General features: G+C 66.3%; 17 protein-coding genes and 1 pseudogene. 3 read left to right on the forward strand and 15 right to left on the reverse strand.

Features of this window, described 5'->3' with window-relative positions; all coding sequences use genetic code 11:
• Positions 1–22: 22 nt before the first annotated feature.
• The 6 genes from QZ951_RS03685 to QZ951_RS03710 all read right to left on the reverse strand — a co-directional run bounded on the left by QZ951_RS03685 (position 23) and on the right by QZ951_RS03710 (position 5,564).
• Complete coding sequence (locus QZ951_RS03685) at positions 23–415, reverse strand: hypothetical protein (protein WP_292998678.1); 393 nt, start codon at positions 413–415, stop codon at positions 23–25.
• Between the two features lie 24 nt (positions 416–439).
• Entirely contained in the window at positions 440–691 is a 252-nt protein-coding gene (locus QZ951_RS03690; RefSeq protein WP_292998680.1) for a hypothetical protein, read from the reverse strand.
• Positions 692–1,497: 806 nt separating this feature from the next.
• Positions 1,498–3,516 carry a DNA topoisomerase III gene (locus QZ951_RS03695; RefSeq protein WP_292998682.1) on the reverse strand — a complete coding sequence of 673 codons (2,019 nt, stop codon included), beginning with the start codon at positions 3,514–3,516 and terminating at the stop codon, positions 1,498–1,500.
• 280 nt (positions 3,517–3,796) lie between these two features.
• Positions 3,797–4,246: a single-stranded DNA-binding protein gene (locus QZ951_RS03700; protein ID WP_292998684.1), complete on the reverse strand. Its 450-nt coding sequence runs from the start codon at positions 4,244–4,246 to the stop codon at positions 3,797–3,799.
• Positions 4,243–4,794, reverse strand: a complete 552-nt coding sequence (locus QZ951_RS03705; protein WP_292998686.1) for a DUF3158 family protein — start codon at positions 4,792–4,794, stop codon at positions 4,243–4,245. Before QZ951_RS03705 ends, QZ951_RS03700 begins: the two co-directional genes overlap by 4 nt.
• Positions 4,791–5,564, reverse strand: a complete 774-nt coding sequence (locus QZ951_RS03710; protein ID WP_292998688.1) for a PFL_4669 family integrating conjugative element protein — start codon at positions 5,562–5,564, stop codon at positions 4,791–4,793. Before QZ951_RS03710 ends, QZ951_RS03705 begins: the two co-directional genes overlap by 4 nt.
• 238 nt (positions 5,565–5,802) lie before the next feature.
• On the opposite strand from QZ951_RS03710, the gene QZ951_RS03715 reads away from it, so the two are divergent.
• A complete protein-coding gene (locus QZ951_RS03715) occupies positions 5,803–7,017 on the forward strand; it encodes a phospholipase D family protein (protein WP_292998690.1) in 1,215 nt (404 codons plus the stop codon).
• A 59-nt stretch (positions 7,018–7,076) separates the two neighbouring features.
• On the opposite strand, the gene QZ951_RS03720 is transcribed toward QZ951_RS03715, so the two are convergent.
• The 9 genes from QZ951_RS03720 to QZ951_RS03760 all read right to left on the reverse strand — a co-directional run bounded on the left by QZ951_RS03720 (position 7,077) and on the right by QZ951_RS03760 (position 16,056).
• On the reverse strand, positions 7,077–8,303 hold the full coding sequence (locus tag QZ951_RS03720) for an STY4528 family pathogenicity island replication protein (RefSeq protein ID WP_292998692.1): 1,227 nt from the start codon (positions 8,301–8,303) through the stop codon (positions 7,077–7,079).
• A gap of 3 nt (positions 8,304–8,306) precedes the next feature.
• Positions 8,307–8,867, reverse strand: a complete 561-nt coding sequence (locus QZ951_RS03725) for a DUF2857 domain-containing protein (protein WP_292998695.1) — start codon at positions 8,865–8,867, stop codon at positions 8,307–8,309.
• A gap of 13 nt (positions 8,868–8,880) precedes the next feature.
• The gene (locus tag QZ951_RS03730; protein ID WP_292998697.1) at positions 8,881–10,560 is read right to left on the reverse strand and encodes a ParB family protein; all 1,680 of its coding nucleotides are present in this window, start codon (positions 10,558–10,560) and stop codon (positions 8,881–8,883) included.
• The gene (locus tag QZ951_RS03735; RefSeq protein WP_106503206.1) at positions 10,553–10,810 is read right to left on the reverse strand and encodes a hypothetical protein; all 258 of its coding nucleotides are present in this window, start codon (positions 10,808–10,810) and stop codon (positions 10,553–10,555) included. Before QZ951_RS03735 ends, QZ951_RS03730 begins: the two co-directional genes overlap by 8 nt.
• Positions 10,794–11,660, reverse strand: a complete 867-nt coding sequence (locus tag QZ951_RS03740) for a ParA family protein (protein WP_292998701.1) — start codon at positions 11,658–11,660, stop codon at positions 10,794–10,796. The genes QZ951_RS03735 and QZ951_RS03740 overlap by 17 nt, the downstream gene beginning before the upstream one ends.
• A 39-nt stretch (positions 11,661–11,699) precedes the next feature.
• Positions 11,700–11,918: an AlpA family transcriptional regulator gene (locus QZ951_RS03745; RefSeq protein WP_292998703.1), complete on the reverse strand. Its 219-nt coding sequence runs from the start codon at positions 11,916–11,918 to the stop codon at positions 11,700–11,702.
• Between the two features lie 129 nt (positions 11,919–12,047).
• Positions 12,048–12,806 (reverse strand): ATP-binding protein, encoded by a 759-nt coding sequence (locus tag QZ951_RS03750; RefSeq protein ID WP_292998705.1) that lies wholly within the window; start codon positions 12,804–12,806, stop codon positions 12,048–12,050.
• 528 nt (positions 12,807–13,334) lie between these two features.
• The gene (locus QZ951_RS03755; RefSeq protein ID WP_292998707.1) at positions 13,335–14,249 is read right to left on the reverse strand and encodes a LysR family transcriptional regulator; all 915 of its coding nucleotides are present in this window, start codon (positions 14,247–14,249) and stop codon (positions 13,335–13,337) included.
• A gap of 271 nt (positions 14,250–14,520) precedes the next feature.
• The gene (locus QZ951_RS03760; protein ID WP_292998709.1) at positions 14,521–16,056 is read right to left on the reverse strand and encodes a short-chain fatty acyl-CoA regulator family protein; all 1,536 of its coding nucleotides are present in this window, start codon (positions 16,054–16,056) and stop codon (positions 14,521–14,523) included.
• Between the two features lie 67 nt (positions 16,057–16,123).
• Here QZ951_RS03760 and QZ951_RS03765 point away from each other — a divergent pair.
• Both QZ951_RS03765 and QZ951_RS03770 read left to right on the forward strand, forming a co-directional pair.
• Positions 16,124–17,632 (forward strand): annotated as a pseudogene (locus QZ951_RS03765) (CoA-acylating methylmalonate-semialdehyde dehydrogenase).
• A gap of 18 nt (positions 17,633–17,650) precedes the next feature.
• Complete coding sequence (locus QZ951_RS03770) at positions 17,651–18,811, forward strand: acyl-CoA dehydrogenase family protein (RefSeq protein ID WP_292998711.1); 1,161 nt, start codon at positions 17,651–17,653, stop codon at positions 18,809–18,811.
• The last annotated feature ends 9 nt before the right edge of the window (positions 18,812–18,820 follow it).

Here is an 18,820-nt window from a genome sequence, read left to right on the forward strand (position 1 = left end):
AACGTTGGCGGGCCGAAGCAGCTCACCAGCCGTTGTAGTTCAGCGTCAGGTCGGCGATGACCTTGCGCCGTTCCAGGTCGAGGCCGCCCAGGTCGGACAGACCCTCGAAGCCGCAACGCTTGAGCATCGCACCGCCCTCACGGGCGTTGTAGAAGCTCACCATCGCGGACAGGAACATCCGCTGGCCGCTGCTCAGGACGCCGAGGGCGTCGTTGAGCATCATCAGCTTTGGCCGCAGATCCCACTTGGTGGTGGCACGCCGCAGGCCTTCGCGGGTTCCGTCGCCGAACCATTCGGCTCCGGCGATGTGGACGCCGCGCTTCCATGCCTCGAAGAAGGCTTGGGGTGCGGCAGCGAAGTGCTGGTGTTCCAGCTCAATCTGATCAAGTACCTCTTGAGGCAGGGCACGGTTCATGACTTGGCTCCTGGTGGTTGGACATCACGGGTTGAGTCGCTGCTGCCAGCGGCCCGTTTGCAGGGCGTGCTCGGCGGCGTGGTGCGAGCGGAAGTAGCTGACCGACTCGCGCGAGACCGGGCCGTCCACATCGGCGGTGCCGATGTAGTGGCCGGCCGCGCTGCACAGCACCTGCAGGGGCAGGCGCTTGCCGACGTAGGCCAGAGCCTGGTAGCCGATGGATTCGGCGCGGGCCTGTTCAGCACTCAAAGGTGCCGATGCGAACGCAAGGGACATGGGTTTCTCCTGGTAGTTGAAGACCGGGAGCACCACGCCCTTTCGGGAGCGGGACACTTCCCGAAGGGTTGAACATGAAAAGCACCCGCGTCGTGATGACACGCGTCCGCGGTGGTCGGTGCGAAGCGGACTGGATCGGTCAACGTGGCGAACCGCGTTGCAGCCTTGAAGACCTGGGCTGCCAGGGCATGCTGCTGACGACCGTCAGCGACACATGCAGGAAGGATGGAAGCCCCGAAGCGCACCGTCGCCGATCAAACGGAACTGCGCGTCGTCCGATTTGGCCCGAGCACTGCCGGCAGGAGCGGTGCACGATCCGTCCGCCCACGACAAAGGCGCCGAAGCCCCGAGGGACTTCGGCTGGAGAGGAATCAATCCACCTGTGGGCTGCAAGCAGGCCAGGCCGTCGTCAAAGCCATTCGCTGCGTCAGCAATCTCACCCGGCCCGTTTCGTGGCTGGGGCCGGCATCCTCTGGCGTGTATCCACACACAAAGGGAACCCGTTGTTCCGCCGGCGGGCACCGGCACCGAATACCGTCGACCGCGAGCGGTCTCCTGACACCTCGCAGCATTGCAAGCCAAGGCGTCAGGAGACCGCTCACGGATGGCGGAAGCACCTCGATCAACGGAACCGCGACGAGCGCGATTCGATGGAGCAATGACCTTCTCGCCCTGCAAGCCGTGATCGGTCCGTGCAGGACGCGCACACCGTTGCAGAAGGGAACGCGCGCTGGGGAGTCCCGCGGGGCGCGGGAGGTTTGCCCCGCCGTCGGCAGCAGCCGGCGTGGCAGAGGGAGACGTGGGCGTCAGCTCGCCTTGGGACGCCGATGCCGCGGGCTGGACGCGCCGCGCTTGCCTGCCGCGGCGTCTTCGATCGGCTGCGTGCCCTTGCAGTCCGGATAGCGGCTGCAAGACCAAAACGCGCCGCTCTTGCCGCTGCGCTGGCGCATCGGGGCGCCGCATTGCGGGCAGCTCGGTGCAGGCGGCAGCTTGAGATCGAGTGTGGCGCTGCGGTACTGCTGCACGAGCTGGGCGACCCAGCTCGATTGCTTGGCGATGAAGGTGTCCAGCGTCATCTGACCGGCCTCGATCATGTCCAGCGCCTGCTCCCACACCGCCGTCGTGCCCGGATCGGCGATGGCCGCCGGCACCGCGTCGATCAGCGTGAATGCCGCATCCGACGCGCGGATGGCACGGCCCTTCTTCAAGAGATAACCGCGGGCCAGCAACCCGCTGATGATGTTGGCACGTGTGGCCTCGGTGCCGATGCCCGTGGTGTCCTTGAGCTTCTGCTTCAGGCGCGGGTCGGTCACTAGCTTGGCGACGCCTTTCATGGCTTTGACCAGTTCGCCTTGCGTGTAGGGCTTGGGCGGCAGCGTCTTCAACGCCTTCAGTTCGACCTGGCCGACCTGGCAGGAGGCCCCGGCGCGCAACGCCGGCAGCACCTGGCCGCGCTGCGCGTCCTCGCCGTCCGTGTCGTCGGGCTCCGGCGCCGCCAGCACCTGGCGCCATCCGGCCACCGCGATCTGCTTGCCGACCGCGACCAGCGACTGCCCGCCGCACGTAAGCTGCGCCACCGTCCGGTCGAACTCGTGATGCGGCAGGAACTGCGCGAGGTAGTGCGCGCGGACCAATCGGTAGACGGCCAGCTCCTTGTCGCTCATCGCCGAGAGGTTGGCCGGTTCCAGCGTCGGAATGATGCCGTGGTGCGCCGTGATCTTGCCGTCGTTCCAGGCCCGCGAACGCTGTTGGCGATCCAGGCGGTCGATCAGCGGTCGCAGGCTGGGATCGGTCTTGACCAGGCTGTCGAGGACGGCCGGCACATCTGCCAGCATGCTCTCGGGCAGGTAGCCTGAATCCGAGCGCGGATACGTGGTCGCCTTGTGCGTCTCGTACAGCGCCTGGGCAATGTCCAGCGTTTCCTGCACGTCGAGGCCCAACTGCTTGGAGCACACCTCCTGCAAGGTGCCGAGGTCGAACGGCAGCGGCGGGCCTTCGCGCACGCGCTCGGTCTCCACCGACAGCACCTGGGCGGCGCCGGCCGCGCGCAGTTGTGCGGTTGCCTGCTGCGCCACCGGCTGCTGCAGGCAGCGGCCGGCGTCGTCGGCGCTGCCCTGCGGCGGCATCCAGCTTGCGACGAAGGACTGGCCCGCATGCGAAAGCGCGACCTCGATGGCCCAGAACGGCACCGAGACGAAGCGTGCGATCTCGCGATCACGGTCCACGACCAGCTTGAGCGTGGGCGTCTGCACACGCCCGACCGACAGCACGCCGTTGTAGCCGGCCTGGCGCCCGAGCAACGTGAACAGGCGGCTTAGGTTCATCCCGATCAGCCAGTCGGCACGCGATCGGGCGAGCGCGGAGAAGTACAGCGGCAGCGTCTCGACGGACGGCTTGAGCGCCGCCAGGGCCTTGCGGATCGACGCATCGTTGAGCGCGGACAGCCACAACCGCTGGATTGGGCCGCGGTAGCCGCACAGCTCGATGATTTCGCGGGCGATCATCTCGCCTTCGCGGTCGGCGTCAGTCGCGATCACCAGCTCGCCCGCCTTGGCGACGAGCTGCTGCACGACCTTGAACTGCGCCGCGGTCGCCGCCTTGGGTTCGACACGCCAGCGCTCGGGAAGAATGGGCAGTTGCTCGATGGCCCAGCGCTTGTACTGCTCGCCATAGCCTTCGGGCGCAACCGCTTCGACCAGATGACCGATGCACCAGGTCACGACGACACCCGCACCGCTGTAGCAGCCGTTGCCGCGTTGGCCCGCGCCCAGTACACGGGCGATGTCCTTGCCCTGGGACGGCTTCTCGCACAGGAACACGCGCATGAAGCCTCCTTGGAAGTGTGCGGTTCATCGGATGGCCCCCAGCTTGGCCGGGCCAGCGGATGACGGCAGCAAGGAAGCCGATCGGCATAGACACCGCTTTGTGAACGGCGGGCGATGCGTTGCCGCAGCAGGTACGACCTGACCGCAAAGGCTGGCGCAGCGGGAGCGTCGTTTCGGGAGGGCGGCTGGAACTCGGTGGAACACCCTGGCGCTATCCCCTGGGGATAGCTGGTGCATGGCGGGCGTCTGACGGTTGCTACAGCCGCCCCCTGCGGGGGAATCAGCCCTTGGCCTTGGTTTCCTTCGGCGCCTTCGTCCCCTTGGTTTCCTTCGGCGGCGGTACTGCCGCCTCGGGTTCCAGCGTCCTGGCGCTGAGGGTCACAGCCTGGAGGCGGTACGGCAGAATGCCAATGCGCCGGGCCTCGATCTTGAAGGTGGTGCGCTCGTTGTCGTCGGCGTCTTCCCACTCGTCCTTCACGGTGCGGCCTTCCACCAGCACCCGCATGCCCTTCTGGTACAGCGTCTGCCAGTGGTCGGCGTCGCGGTGCCACAGCTCCACGGGTGCCCAGAACCCGCCGCGGTCCTCGTACTCGCCGTCCTTCTTCGGGATCGGGTTGTCGAAGTAGACGTTCAGGCGCAGTAGCCGGCGCGGCTCGTCGTTGCCGTTGGGGAATTCGCGATAGTCCGGCGCGGAACCGATGTTGCCCTCGCCGACGAAGTGCGTGCTCATGGTGACTCCTTGGGGGTGGTGGATGGAACGGACGCGGCATGCCCGTGGACACGCCGCAGGTAAGCCGCTTCGGCCTGCGCGGCCTTGCTGGCGCACTCCTGGGCCTGGCGGCCCAGCGTGTGAAGGAGGCTGATCTGCATGTTCAGCGCGATGCGCTGCAACTCCATCGCGTACAGGTCATCGATCAGCGAGGCCGGCGTTGCCGGGCGGTCGAGCAGCGACTCCCACAGCGCCACGCCCATCGAGGAACGATCGTGGTTGCGCCAGCGCAGGAAGGTCGTGCCTGCGCCAGTGGTCTGCTGGGCCAGTTGCACATCGAGCAGCGAGAAGGGATAGGCCCGCGCCTGTTGCAGCACACGCCGCTGCGCCAAGCCGATCACGTCATCGCGCAGCGCCGTGCACTGGCTGGCCCAGGCCTCCAGACTCCCCTTACCCTTAAAAGGCTGTAAAAGGCCTTTTAGGTAGCCCGCGTGTTCCAGGCGCTGGAAGTCCGCCTGTTCCAGCGGCAGGAAGCGCGCCGGTTGGCCGGTCGAAGGCGATGCCGTCATGCCTTGGCGCCTTCGCCGTCCAGATCGTCGTCCGCCACGTCGGCTGCGCCAGCGACGGGCGCGGCCTCAGCGGTTGCACCAGGCTTGCCCGCCCGCCGCGCGATCGGTGGCGCAAAGCGCGAGCGGCGCGTGCCTTCGAGCACGTCCTGCGGCAGCTCGCCGAACTTCTCCAGCGCTGCCCGCGCCACCGCGTTCTTCGAGGCGAAGTCGTCGCGAGTCGCGCCGGCGTAGCGGTACTGCTGTGCCAGGGAGAACAGGCTGCGCAGCGCGTGCGCGCCGTCGTTGAGCCAGCGTTCCAACGTGCCGCGGTCGATTAGCGCAGTGTGGTGGGCGAGGATCAGCTTGCGTGCCAGGTCGTCGTAGTCGGCCAGCAGGTACACCGCCATGAAGCCGAGCTGCGCATTGACGAACAGCGGCAGCTTCACGGGCTGCACGTTCATGTTTTCGCCCAGCGACAGTGCGGGTGGCACGTCGGCCAGCGCCTGGTCCACCTGCTCGCGCAGCGCCTGCAAGCTCGCCTTGGTCTGCGTCAGCTTGTCCTCGATGCGCAGCATCCACCAGTCCGAGTAAGGATCGTCCTGTTCGGCCCCGCGCTTCATCTTGTTCATCACGCTGATGTAGCCGTTGAGGCCGATGATCCCGGGCCGGCCCTCAGCGGGCGCTCGGCCATGCCAGATGCGTGAAGCGTGGTGGGTGTGCAGCGTCAGTGACATCGCGCTGCGCAGCGATCCGAGATTCAATTGCAGGGGCTGCTGGGATTCGTTGGACATGGTGACGACTCGCGGTAAGGGAACGAGTCGCCAGCATCGGCATCGCCCGGAAGGGCGTCAGTCAACAAACCGCAACCGCGCCGCTCCTGGTTTTCCAGTCGCTGGAAGGTGATCTGTGTCTGCTATCCCCTGGGGATAGATGCCTGGCAGGAGAGGACCGAGCCTGCAGGCAGACCTGGACAATGGCCATTGGTTGCCCCTGGTTTGGGGCTGCCGCACGCAAGAAGGGGGTCAAACGATGAAGGATGAGACCGCCGTTCAACTGCTGGTGAACGAGGAACGCGGGCACGGCGACAAGCTCGTGAAACTGCTGAAGCAGGCGGAGCGCCTGGAATGCTTGGTGGCCTTTGCGAAGGCATCGGCCCTGAACGGGCTGCTGAAGTCACTGCGCAAGGCGCTTGAGCGCGGACTGGAAGCCCGATTTGCAATCGGCCTCGACTTCTATCTGACCGAGCCCGTCGTGCTCCGAAAGCTGCTGGAGCTGACCAAAGAACACGCGCTCAAGCTGTACCTCAGTGATTCCAGCGAGACATTCCATCCGAAGATCTACGCCTTTCAGCACAGCAAGGGATGCTCGGTGATCGTCGGATCGGCCAATTTCACACAAGGAGGCCTCTACGCCAACTATGAGGCATCAGCCTTGGTCGAGGGCACGAGCGACACGCTGATGGCCTCGGTCACTCAGCATTTCGACGCTCTGATCGATGACGAAATCATCGTCCCGGCGACCAGGGACCGCATTGACGCCTATGAACGGGAGTACGTCATCCACGACATCTTCCGAAAGGTGGCCAAGAAGCGTGCGCAGAAGGCAAGCAGCGCGATTGGCCCGAACTTCACGACGTTGGCCGGCATTCTGGAGTTGATGAAAAGCGACGATTCAGAACATGGCTTCACGGAACAGAAAGCCCTACGAAAGGGCAACCTTCGCCAGGCAAGGCGGATGTTGGAGGAATGGGCCGTCGCGCGTGGGAATACGAGTCAAGGGTTCCTGGCCCGATTTGAAACGTTGATCGGCCTGCTGCATTCGGGTGGCTTGCATCGCGGCAAGAACCGAATCGCGGAGCATCCAGGTCAGTTCGTCGCAGCGGTAAGAGACATCGTGGGCCAAGGCACTCTCCCACCTGGAGACGCCTTCGCAGTTCTTCATGCGCACTTCGAGCACATCCCGCGAGCAGGCATCAACCTACTGACCGAGGTGCTGCACGCACTTGACAACAAGCGGTTCGCGGTGATGAACCAAAACGCGGTGTCGGGGCTGGCATTGGCCGGGATCAGGGCATATCCCCTACATCCAAACAAGCAAAACGTCGGTCCCGACGACTACGCAAGGTATTGCCAGCATGCCGAGGAGGTGCGACAGGCGCTGGGCCTGGCCGACTTCACGGAATTGGATGCACTGTTCAACTACGCCTATTGGGGTGAATCCTCGGGAGAGGTGGAAGCAGATTGACGGGACGGACTTGCGGAAGAGGGGCTGTCCCAACTATCCCCTGGGGATAGCCCAGACGGTCAAGGGCGGCGGAGGTTGGATCGAATCTGTGCCAGGTAGGCGCGCGCCACCTCGGGATCGGCGGGACGGGACTCGGCAGCAGGTGTGGCGTGTGCCGGCGCAGGTGTTCGAGCGACTTGTGGCGCTGCGCCGTTGTCACCTGCCCAGGCCTTGAACTCCCCGCGGATCGCCTTCTGGATGATGCCGAACAGATAGCCGGCCGGGTTGCGCACCGCGCTGTTGCGGCAACGCGCATCCCATTCGTCCAGCACCGCCTGCCGAAGGGGCTCGTCCACCTGCTGCAAAGCCACGAGCGCGCCGCTCTGCTGCTCGTCCTTCAATCGCAGCAGACGCTCGGGCAGGCGCAAGTGCTGCAGCGCTTTCGCGCGCGGTACTGTACGTACTTGATTTATACGATCCATACGTACAGTACGGTCCTCCTTCGGATTCCGAAGTGAGCCGTCTGGCGCGGGCTTCGGCCCTGCTTCGGAATCCGAAGACGGGCCATCGAGATTCCGAAGTAGGCCGCCCTGGCCTTCTTCGGAATCGTGATCCACAGGCTCTTGTGGACAACTCGCATCGGCCCATTCGTTGCGTGCCATGCGCTGTGCCAGCACCTGCAAGCGCGTGGGCAGCGTGCGGCCATTGAGCATCGGGTCTTCGGCGATCTCGCGCAGGGTGTTCGCGCCGACGATCTGCACCGCCTTCGCGGCATGGGTCAGCGCTTGGCTGACCAGGCCGAGGTAGTCGGGGTCGAGCTGCATCGCCTCGAAGGGCGTCAGCGGTTCGTCGTGCAGCACGTAGAGATTTCCCAGGATGCGCCCGGTCTTCGGGTCGCGGCGTCGTCGCACCAGGCTCAGCGAGCGCGTCAGCCGCAGCAGCGTCAGGGCGCGAGCCACGGTCTCGTGCGAGGCCTGCGCCGCACAAGGCATCGACGCGAGATAGGGCCGGAGCTGGTCGTAGGTCGGGAACGCCGTCACACCGTCGCTCTGGAGCTGCAGGCGGAACACCTGCCAGGCATTGCGCTCCAGTGGCGTCAGGCGCCGGTCGAGGAACAGCGCGCGCGGCACGCTCTCATGCCGGTTGCCGCTGTAGAGAAAGCCGTCGCTGACCGGCGCGGCCGGCGACGTAGGGGCGTTGCCGCGTGCAGCCGGCGGTGCGGGTGGCACCAGTTCCCGCAGCGCATCGTCGAACAGCGCCGACAGCGCCACAGGGCCATCGCGCCGGGGTGCGCCGCCGGTCGCCATGGCCTATACCAGCCCCTGGTCGATCCAGTTGCGTATCGCCGACCAGATCACCGACATCGGCAGGCTCAGGGTCTCGGCCAGGTCCATGGTCAGCGCCAGCATCGCCATCTCGTCGTCCAGCGCGATGCCGCGCTCCGTGACGCCAGCCTTCCACTGCTTCCATAGCGCCGTGTCCTGCGCCTCGTCCAGCACCGGATGGCGCCCCTTGCGCTTGGGCAGGCCGAGGATGTCGCGGCGCAGGGCCACCTCCTGATGCGTCAGGCCGTAGAAGCGGCTGACCATCTCCGTGCTGGCTCCCAGGCGCAGCATGCGGTCGACCGTCGCGATCTCGCGCTCCACATCATGCACCTGGCTCAGCAATCGCTTGAGCACTTCGCGATTGACCGACACCGAGCACCACGAGACAGTGGCGTTGACCAGCATGCTCACGAGTTCGGGATGCTTCAGCGCATCGAGTTCTTCCTCGCCGAAGCCCATCGCTTTGCAGCGTCGTAGTTGCCCGTTGCGCAGGTCGTGCAGCGCCTGCGCGATTACGGCCTGGTTGAGCGGGTGCGGTGCCGACATGGCCGATCTCCGCTCAGGCGCCGTGGCCGGAAGCGCTGGCGCCCGCGCCGGCTTCCAGATCCAGAAGCCGACGCGCCAGGCGCAGCAGCCGGAACAGTTTGACCAGCCCGGCATCGCTCAGGCGAGGGTAGGCGCCGCCGCCATACAGCAAGGGCGCCAGATCATCGGCGAGCCGGGCGCGATCGAGTCCGGCTGCGGCACGTGCGGCGCACAGCGCCTGCAGCAGCGTCAGCACCGCCCGCGCAAACGGCGGCATCGCGCGCGCAGCTGGCGGCGTCACGCAGGCGAAGCCGATGCCGGCGTCGCTAGGCTCGACCTGTTCGGCCACGCTGGCTTCCTCGGCGATCTCGCGCGCGAACTGCGCGATGTGCACGCGCAGCCGATCCGGTACGTCCAGGCCCGGCTCGATGTACCAGACGTCCGAGATGGGGTAGAGCCCGCCCGCCTGGACGGGAATCGCGCGCAACGCGTCAGCCTCGAAGTCGGGCAGCTTGTCGCCCATCTGGTCGGCGACCATGCGCTGGATGGATTGCAGGCGTTCGGTGGTCGGCGCCGGCGACACGATGTGGCCCTGCAGGCGCTCGTCGTGCTGCTCGTTCTGCTGCGTGCCTTCGGCGCCAACGGCCAGTGCTGCCTTGCCAGTACCTGCCGGCACGGACGCACGAGGCTCCGACGACTGCACTGAAGGACCAGCCGGCGACGAAGCCGATGAAGGTTGCCGCAGCTCGGGGGCAGGTGCGGTCGGCGCCGCAGGTCGTGCTGCCGCTGGCGGCGCCGGATCGCTGGTCAGCGCACGTTGCCGGCTCTCCGTGTCGTCGATCTCCAGGGCCAGCGTGTCGTAGTCCGCTTCCAGCAGCTCGGCCATCTGGCCTACCAGCTCGTCCTGCACGCGCTGGGGTGAGAAGTCGTCCGGCTGCGTGTCGAACTGCGCGAGCACGTCCTGGAACAGCGCGGCGAAGTCCATCGACAGGCTGCGGCCCAGCGCACGCCGCTCCCAGGTGCGCTCGCAGGCCTTGCGCAGCACCGCGAGCCGCTCGACCTGGTGCCGCCCCAGCCCGCCGTACAACAGGTTCGGGATCGCCGGCAGCAGGTAGTGCACCGCGTCCTGCATGCGGCTGATGTGCGACTGCGGCAGCGGGAAGCCATCGGCCGTGAGCCGCCGCGCCAGCTCGCTCTGCGACAGTGGCTGGCCGCTGTCCCGCCCCATCTCCTGCTCGTAGAACTCGCGTGCCTTCTCCACGCCCAAGGCCCGCTCGATGAAACTCAAGCCCCCGCGCAGCTCGTTCTCGGCCAGGTGGCCGGTGAGCATCACCACCTCGCCGCGCTGCGGCCAAGGGCGGAACAGGCAGGAGATGCGGAAGAAGCGTTCGTCCTTCGTCTCGCTCCACAGCTCGCGCAGGATAGCCAGGCGCGTGTTGCCGCCGTTGCGGATGATGTAGTGCGGCTCGCCGGGCCGGCGCGTGATGGCAGGCGGCGCGTCCAGCCCGCGCTCGCGGATCGACGCCTTGATGTCCTCGTAGGCTGGGTTGCGCGTCACGCGCGGGTCATGGTCATAGGAGCGTAACTGGTCCAGCGTTACGACCATCGGCGTGTCGGCGATGGGGTCGGTCAGGGCCGCGGCAGAAGGGCCGCTGCGCTCGAAGCCCGAGGCCAGCAGCTTGGCGGCCATGTCGTCCGGCGTCATGTCAGCCATGGCCGTTCTCCTGCGGCGATGCCTCGGCAGCCTGCGCCTGGCGGTCGGCGCGGCGAAGCTGCGCACGGGCATTGCGCTCGGCGCGGTGGTCGCTCGCCATCGAGCTGGTGTAGATCGGCGCGCAGCCCGGCTTCGTGAACAACAGGTGCCCGCCACGGGTGCGCACCACCTTCCATCCTTCGCTCAGGGCAAACTCGATCAGCACTCGCAGCCGCTTGTGGCCGCGGGCCAGTTCATGCTCGCTGGCCACGGCCGACGCCTCCTGTGCTGCCTCGGCCGGTGACGAGCGCGAAGCGCTCATGCCACGCCGGAAACAGCTCGCCGGCCAGCGCGCGCATGGTGTCCAGCGCCGCGGGGGCGGAGCGGCCCGCCGGCTGGCGGTACTCCACCCGATGCACCGGCAGGCCCTGCGTGGCAGCGCGCGGATAGGCCTCGATAGCCGGCACGTCGGTGTCGAGCACACGCACGCCGGACTGTCCCTGGAACACCTGCCGCAGCGCCTGCTGGATCAGCCGCGCGTTGGATGACACCGAATGCACGCGGTTGATGAGCAGATGCAGCGGCGGTGGCTCAATGCCGAGGTGCCGGTACGGCGCGATGTCCTCGATGAGCTGCAAGGTGCCGCGGCGCAGCTCGCGTGCCGCGAGGATTTCCGGCGTCACCGGCGACAGTGCCAGATCCGAGGCCAGTACCGCCATTTCGAGCAACACGCTGCGCGCGCCCTGGGTGTCGATCAGCAGCAGGTCGTAGCGCGGCGCGAGCGTGGGCACCAGGTGACGCAGTCGCAGTCTGCCGTCCGGCGCATGCAGCAGCAGCGTGTTCAATTCGCCGCGGTCGTCGTTCGACAGCACCAGGTCCAGCCCGGCGATGGCGGTGTGCGACACCAGTTGCTCGGCGCGCTGCTCGTTGTAGGCCAGCATCTCGTAGATGCCGGCCGGCGCACGTTCGGTCAGCGTGAAGTAGCTCGACAGCGTGGGCTGCACGTCCAGGTCCAGCAGCAGCACGCGCAGCCCGGAGTCGGCCGCGAAGCCGCCCAGGTTGGCCGCCGTCGTGGTCTTGCCCACGCCGCCCTTGGTCGAAATGATCGAAACCACCTGCATGGGCTTCTCCCGGTTGATTGGCATGTGCCGGAAGAAGCGTCAGGCGCGCTCGTTGAGGCGTTCGGCGATCCACTGCTCGATCTCCACCGAGTCCCAGCCCACGGCGCGCACGCCCAGGCGCAGCGCCTTGGGGAACTTGCCTTCCTTCATGAGGCTGTAGATGTGGGCGCGCTTGAAGCCGGTCTTGGCCTCGACTTCGGCGCGGCGCAGGATGCGGTGCTCGGCCGGCGCCGCCGTTGCTGTGGTCTGCGAAGACATGAGAGACACTCCTTGACGCTCACTGGCGCTGTTCGGAAAGTGCCTCGCATTGAATAGACGGCCGCCGTCGGAATCACTGCAATTGCAGAAGGCGCGACTGCAATTGCAGAGCGGGCCCGAGGACGCAGGTCAGCGCGACGCTTCGAGGTGGCGGCGCGCCTGCGCGAGCTTGCTCCACAAGGTGCGTTCGCTCAGGCCCGGCCGGCCCTCGTGGTGTGCAAGCAGTGCGCTCACCACGGCATCCAGGCTGTGGAACGACGAATAGGCCGCGCCCGAGGGCGACTTGCCCAGCAGCAGCGTCAGCAGCCCGCCGATGATGTTGAGATAGGTCGTTTCGCTGCGCAGTCCCGGCCCGCGCGAGGTGCCGTTGGCATCGCCGCGCGCCGCCTGCTCCTTCGCCAGGGCTTCATGCGCGGCGCGCAGCGCCTCGTGCACCTGCAAGAGTTCGGCGAGTTGCACCTTCGCCGCTTCGCGGTCGGCCAGCAGGATGTTGAGCGTGTCCACGCTCACCAACGGATGCACCGCGCGTTCAATCTCGTCAAACAAAAACCCCGGCCGCTCGCCGGGGTAGTAGTGGGTCATCCACGCTTTGAGGTCCACATGGCGCACGGTCAGTTGCGGATCATCCAGCGCCGGCCGTTGACCGTCCATTACGATACCGTCCCTGCCGCCGGCCAGCTCGCCATGCGTCAGCGCGTCGAAGATGCGGTCGGCATATAGGCGCAGCAGTGGCCAGCGCGGAAACTCGCCGGGCTCCGGCATCGCGCGCTGCCTCAGCGTTTGCAGAATGCGTTGCTCGAATCGCAGCAGCCCGCACCAGCGGATCGCCGCTTCCATCGGGCGGTAGTAGGTCTTAGCACCAAAGGCAAGGCTACTCGATTTCGTCATCGCGCTCTTCCCATCGTCGGATCGACAACTGGCAAGCGCGCACGGCCCACGTGGGCGCGGCGATTGCCCTGAACCCGATCGAGCGCGGGCCGGCCGGCACATGGTGAGCGTTGGGTTCGGCGCTGAAGCCGAGCGTCGCACAAGGGGCAAACACTTCTTGCGATGCCCGATACGCCCCACCATAATGCGCCTGCGAAAAATCTTGTTACCGGCGCAACGATTTGAAATGTCGCGCGTCCATCGACGGTGCCGCGCTCAACCGGAAAACCAGGGCAAATCTTTCGTAGGAAATGGGGGAAGGTAAAGCGTCAATGCGTCTGCCGGATGAGCTGGTTTGCATCCATGCAAAGCTCATGCGTTCTGCGTCAGCGCGCTGACCTCGCCAGTTCACAGGCATCAGCCTCTGGTGCCATGCGGATCGCCCTAGTCCTTAGCCGTCTACCGCAGTGACGCATGAGTGTCGGATAACGATGCAGGTCGGGTCTCGCGTCAGACCGAAATTGCATCATCCGATCTAAAGCCCCTATGTCATACCGGACGTTGATCGCCAGCATCTTGTGTGCCAGCAACCCGTTCCGCGCGGTCGATGAATTGACGCAAGGGTTCCGGTATGACGCCATGCGGCCGCAGCAGATGCGTCGTCAACGAGGCGTCCCGTTCTGCAAGCGGTCGTGCCACCACATCGGCTTGCGTGCAGCCTTCGAGATGCGCCGCGCTGGAAAAGCCCACGCCATAGCCCGCGGCCACCAGGGCCAGCATCAGCGAATGGGTGCTGACGCACTCGGTGATCGTCGGCCGCACGCCTGCGGAGCGGAACAGATGTTCCCGCTGCTCGTGGCAACCGTCGCACACCTGCGGGTCGCACAGCACCAGCGAATACTTCACCACTTCCTGCAGCGGAACTTCCTTGTATGCCAGCAGTGGGTGCCGCGCCGGCAAGGCCACCAGGAACGGGTCGCGCCACAGCGGCACCGCCACGATCTCGCCTTCCACGTGTCCGACCGACGCAAGGCCGGCGTCGAAGAAGCTCGCAGCGAGCCCGTCCAGGAGTTGCGCCAACGGCACTTCGGACAGCCGGATGCAGACCTCCGGCGCCTCCTGGCGGCACAGCGCAAGCAGCGCCGCCAGACGCGTGCGCCCGATGTCGCCCGCCAGCCCGATGCGCAGCGTGCCGTGATAGCCCGCCGCGACGGCCCGCGCGCGGGCCTGCGCCTGCTCGCAGGCCAGCATCACACGCCGGGCATCTTCCAGGAATACCTGCCCGGCTGTGGTCAGACGCACGCCGCGTCCGTTGCGGTGGAGCAAGGTCACGCCAAGGTCGGCTTCCAGGCGACCGATCCGGCGCGATAGTGGCGACTGCTCGATGTGCAGGCGCTTCGCGGCCCGGCCGAAGTGCAGTTCACCGGCCACCGCGATGAACGCCTCGATATGACGCATGTTCATATTTGTTTTCTCCCATCTATCAGGCCATACACGTCCAACACGCGCAGCGCGCTGGGAGGGTGGCGCCGGTTGCCAGGCGTGCGCCCCAGTGCCAGTGCGACGGACGCGCGCGCTGGCCAGCAGCACTGAACCCGAATGCTGGCGGCCGAATCAACCTGCGGGCACTGAGGAGACAAGAGGCTAGTGCTACACCACACCAATCCCGACAGGCCGCATACGATTTCTGACAGTCGCACGCCATGCTGCTTCGGCCAAATGCTCTGTCATGTCGTTAGCCAGGACTGAACCTGTACGACACCAGCGACTCCCTGTCGCTGTCTGCTACCAGCAGCTTGCCCGCCGGAGGGAACGCTCGCTGTACGCAGTGCTCCCGCGGACACACGCGACAACCGGGCCCAATGAGTACAGCCTGTGCTGAGCGGCCGAAGTCCAGTCCGTCCGCATAGACAAGCTCACGCGCATGCGCGAGATCGCAGCCCAGGCCAATGGCAAAGAGCTTGCGCTGAGCCCGAAAGCCACCGCTGCCGTGCCGCTCGATGGTGCGGGCGATGCCGAAGAAGCGGCTGCCATCGGGCATCTCGGCGATCTGGGTCAGGATGCGGCCGGGCTGGGCGAAGGCCTCATGTACGTTCCACAGCGGGCAGGCGCCACCGTGGCGGGCGAAATGGAAGCTCGTGGCACTCTGGCGCTTGGAGATATTGCCCGCCTGGTCGACTCGCACGAAGTAGAACGGTACGCCGCGAGCCCCATTGCGCTGCAGCGTGGACAGTCGGTGGCAGATGGTCTCGAAGCTGACGTGGAAGCGCTGCTGCAGCAACTCCACGTCATAGCGGCAGCCGCGCGCGGCGTCGAGGAAGGCCCCGTAGGGCAGCAGCACCGCACCAGCGAAGTAGTGGGCCAGGCCCTGGCGGGCCAGCGCGCGCGTTGCATCATCGGAGAAGCCAGCTTCGCGAACTTCGGCGGCGAAGGCGTCGGCCGCAGCCAGCAGCGCGTACTGCGTGGCCATCTGGAAGGCTTGTTGTGCATCAGTCAGATGCGACGGCAGGCTTAGGCGTCGGCGGCGGGCATCGTAGTGACGCAGCAGGCCAGCGTCGCCTGGGTCAGTTAGCGGCTCGACGGTCACGCCGCAGCGTTGCAGCAGGGCCTCGCGTAGCGACGCGGCACGCTCGGCTGGCTGTAGCACCAGATCCTGCGCGAGCGCTTCGGCCAAGCGATCCAACCCGTCAATGTAGTTGTTGCGCCGGTTGAAGAAGTCGCGCACTTCTTCGTGCGGCAGCGGCGCCGTCCACGCGGGAGGCTGGCCGGTACCGAGATCCTGTCCCTGCTCGCCGTAGAAGCGGTCGATGAGTTGGGCGTGCTCATCCTGCAGGCGCTGATGGCGCTGGTACAGCGCCACATAAGCCTCGGCCAGTTCGGGCGCCTGCTCAACGAGGCGGGCAAGCTGAGCGGCATGAGGAGGGTCGTGGCCGAGCGTGCGGTCGTTCAGCGCGGCATCCAGCTCGGTGAGCAGCCGCTTGTCCTGCTCCTCAGAGAACTGCGCGACGTCGCCGCCGAAGACCTCGGCCAGCTTGAGCAGCACGCCGGCCGTGACGGGTCGTTGGTTGGTCTCGATCTGGGAGATGTAGCTCAGCGACAGCTCCAGCCGGGCCGCGAGTTGGCTCTGGTTCCAGCCCAGTTGTTCGCGCAGCCGGCGCAGGCGCGGGCCGACGAAGAGCTTTCGGCCGGGTGCATCCGACTTTGCAAAGTTCGCAGCTTTCACGGATTGATTGCGAAGTGATTTGCAGTTTTTCCTTTTCACATCAACCACTTGTTGATCGATGTGAAGCGTGTGGATAGATTCTGTGTGAAATCAATTGACCTGTCTAGGAGACTTCATGAGCCGCGATAACCTGCCCCATGTTCCGTTGCTAATCAACGGCGAATTCGTGCAATCCAAGAGCACCGAATGGCGCGAGGTGGTCAACCCGGCCACCCAGGAACGCCTGGCGCGCGTGCCCATGGCCACGGCCGATGAGGTCGCAGCGGCCATCGCGTCGGCCCAGGCCGCTTTCAAGACCTGGCGTAAGACGCCCATCGGCCAGCGCGCGCGCATCTTCCTGAAGCTGCAGCAACTCATCCGCGACAACATCAAATCCCTCGCCGCAACGCTGACCGCCGAGCAGGGCAAGACGCTGGCTGATGCCGAGGGCGACGTGTTCCGCGGCCTCGAAGTGGTGGAGCACGCCGCCAACATCGGCAGCTTGTAGATGGGCGAGCGCGCCCACAACGTGGCCGGCGGGGTAGACACCTACACGCTGCTGCAGCCCCTGGGTGTGTGCGCCGGCATCACACCATTCAACTTTCCAGCCATGATCCCGCTGTGGATGTTTCCGATGGCCATCGCCACCGGCAACACCTTCGTGCTCAAGCCCTCGGAGCAGGACCCGCTGGTGACGATGCGCCTTGTGGAACTGGCGCTGGAAGCCGGCGTCCCGCCCGGCGTACTGAACGTGGTGCACGGTGGCGAGCACGTCGTCAACGCGCTGTGCGACCACCCGGACGTGAAAGCGATCTCCTTCGTCGGCTCCACCCGTGTGGGCACGCACGTCTACGAGCGCGCCAGCCTGGCCGGCAAGCGTGTGCAGTGCATGATGGGCGCGAAAAACCACGCCATCGTGCTGCCGGACGCACACAAGGAGCAGACGCTCAACGCGCTTGCCGGTGCTGCTTTCGGCGCTGCCGGCCAGCGCTGCATGGCGGTTTCGGTGGCCGTGCTGGTGGGCGAAGCCCGCAAGTGGGTGCCTGACCTGGTGGCGCGCGCCAAGAAGCTCAGCGTGGGTGCCGGCGACTCGGCATCAACGGACGTCGGCCCGCTGATCTCCTGTGCAGCGCGCGAGCGCGTCGAGGCGTTGATCGCCCGAGGTGTCGAGGACGGCGCCCAGCTGGAGTTAGACGGCCGCATACCGTCGCTGCCCGGCGCACTGAAGGAAGGCAACTTCGTCGGCCCGACCATCTTCAGCGGCGTGAGGCCGGGCATGTCGGTCTACGAGCAGGAAATCTTCGGCCCGGTGCTGTGCATCGTAGAGGCCGAGACGATGGATGAGGCCATCGCGATCACCAACGCCAACCCGAACGGCAACGGCACGGCCATCTTCACGCAGTCGGGCGCGGCGGCTCGCAAGTTCGAGGAGGAGATCGAGGTGGGCCAGGTGGGCATCAACGTGCCTATCCCAGTGCCTGTGCCGCTCTTCTCGTTTACCGGCTCACGCGGCTCCAAGCTGGGCGACCTGGGCCCCTACGGCAAACAAGTGGTCCTTTTCTACACGCAGACCAAGACGGTCACCGCGCGCTGGTTCGAGGACGACGTCAGCACGGGCGTCAACACGACCATTGCGTTGAAGTAAGCCCGAGCCGGCACCGCGATGGAATTCGAGCTGAACGAAGAACAACGCGCCTTTGGGGAGGCTGCGCGCACGTTTGCCCGCAGCGAGCTGGCGCCGTTCGCGGCCCAGTGGGACCGCGAGCAGGCATTCCCGCGTCAGGCCATCGCGGCAGCGGGCGAGCTGGGCTTCTGCGGGCTGTACGCGCCCGAGCGCATCGGTGGCCTCGCGCTGCCGCGGCTGGATGCCACCGTCGTCTTCGAGGAACTGGCCGCGGTCGATCCATCGACGACAGCCTTCATCACCATCCACAACATGGCCACGTGGATGCTGGGTAGCTGGGGCAGCGATGCCGTTTGCGAGCGCTGGGGACACGATCTGGCCAGCGGCCGCAAACTCGCCTCCTACTGCCTGACCGAACCCGGTGCCGGCTCCGATGCTGGCGCGCTGAAGACGAAGGCGGAATGGGACGGCGAGCACTGGGTCATCAACGGGGGCAAGGCCTTCATCTCTGGCGCCGGTGTCACCGACGTGCTGGTGCTGATGGCGCGCACCGGCGGCGCCGGACCGGCCGGCATCTCGGCCTTCGCAGTGCCAGCCGATGCGCTAGGCGTCAGCTACGGCAAGAAGGAGCACAAGATGGGTTGGAACAGCCAGCCCACACGCGCCATCGCGTTCGACAACGTTCGCGTCGGCCCCGAATGCCTGCTGGGCGAGGAAGGCCAGGGCTTCCGCATTGCGATGAAGGGGCTGGACGGCGGACGCATCAACATTGCGACCTGCTCCGTTGGCGGCGCGCAGGGCGCGCTTGACGCCGCGCGGCGTTACCTGCACGAGCGCCAGCAGTTCGGCCAGCCGCTGGCCAGTCTGCAGGCGTTGCAGTTCCGCTTGGCGGACATGGCTACCGAGCTGGTTGCCGCGCGCCAGATGGTGCGCCTGGCGGCATTCAAGTTGGATGCGTGCCACGTTGAGGCCTGCACCTACTGCGCGATGGCCAAGCGCTTCGCCACCGACATTGGTTTCGCCGTCTGCAACGAAGCCCTGCAACTGCACGGTGGCTATGGCTACCTGAATGAGTTTCCGCTGGAACGGCTGGCACGCGACACCCGCGTGCACCAGATTCTCGAAGGCACCAACGAAATCATGCGCGTCATCGTCTCCCGCCGTGTGCTGCAGGAAGACGCGGGCGACGCGATCCGCTAACCCACTCCC

This window comes from Nevskia sp. (assembly GCF_021732705.1).
Taxonomy (GTDB): Bacteria; Pseudomonadota; Gammaproteobacteria; order Nevskiales; family Nevskiaceae; genus Nevskia.

Coding starts and splice junctions, on each gene's coding strand:
- QZ951_RS03685 (WP_292998678.1), bottom strand. CDS start 415: ATGAACCGTGCCCTGCCTCAAGAGGTACTTGATCAGATTGAGCTGGAA.
- QZ951_RS03690 (WP_292998680.1), bottom strand. CDS start 691: ATGTCCCTTGCGTTCGCATCGGCACCTTTGAGTGCTGAACAGGCCCGC.
- QZ951_RS03695 (WP_292998682.1), bottom strand. CDS start 3,516: ATGCGCGTGTTCCTGTGCGAGAAGCCGTCCCAGGGCAAGGACATCGCC.
- QZ951_RS03700 (WP_292998684.1), bottom strand. CDS start 4,246: ATGAGCACGCACTTCGTCGGCGAGGGCAACATCGGTTCCGCGCCGGAC.
- QZ951_RS03705 (WP_292998686.1), bottom strand. CDS start 4,794: ATGACGGCATCGCCTTCGACCGGCCAACCGGCGCGCTTCCTGCCGCTG.
- QZ951_RS03710 (WP_292998688.1), bottom strand. CDS start 5,564: ATGTCCAACGAATCCCAGCAGCCCCTGCAATTGAATCTCGGATCGCTG.
- QZ951_RS03715 (WP_292998690.1), top strand. CDS start 5,803: ATGAAGGATGAGACCGCCGTTCAACTGCTGGTGAACGAGGAACGCGGG.
- QZ951_RS03720 (WP_292998692.1), bottom strand. CDS start 8,303: ATGGCGACCGGCGGCGCACCCCGGCGCGATGGCCCTGTGGCGCTGTCG.
- QZ951_RS03725 (WP_292998695.1), bottom strand. CDS start 8,867: ATGTCGGCACCGCACCCGCTCAACCAGGCCGTAATCGCGCAGGCGCTG.
- QZ951_RS03730 (WP_292998697.1), bottom strand. CDS start 10,560: ATGGCTGACATGACGCCGGACGACATGGCCGCCAAGCTGCTGGCCTCG.
- QZ951_RS03740 (WP_292998701.1), bottom strand. CDS start 11,660: ATGCAGGTGGTTTCGATCATTTCGACCAAGGGCGGCGTGGGCAAGACC.
- QZ951_RS03745 (WP_292998703.1), bottom strand. CDS start 11,918: ATGTCTTCGCAGACCACAGCAACGGCGGCGCCGGCCGAGCACCGCATC.
- QZ951_RS03750 (WP_292998705.1), bottom strand. CDS start 12,806: ATGACGAAATCGAGTAGCCTTGCCTTTGGTGCTAAGACCTACTACCGC.
- QZ951_RS03755 (WP_292998707.1), bottom strand. CDS start 14,249: ATGAACATGCGTCATATCGAGGCGTTCATCGCGGTGGCCGGTGAACTG.
- QZ951_RS03770 (WP_292998711.1), top strand. CDS start 17,651: ATGGAATTCGAGCTGAACGAAGAACAACGCGCCTTTGGGGAGGCTGCG.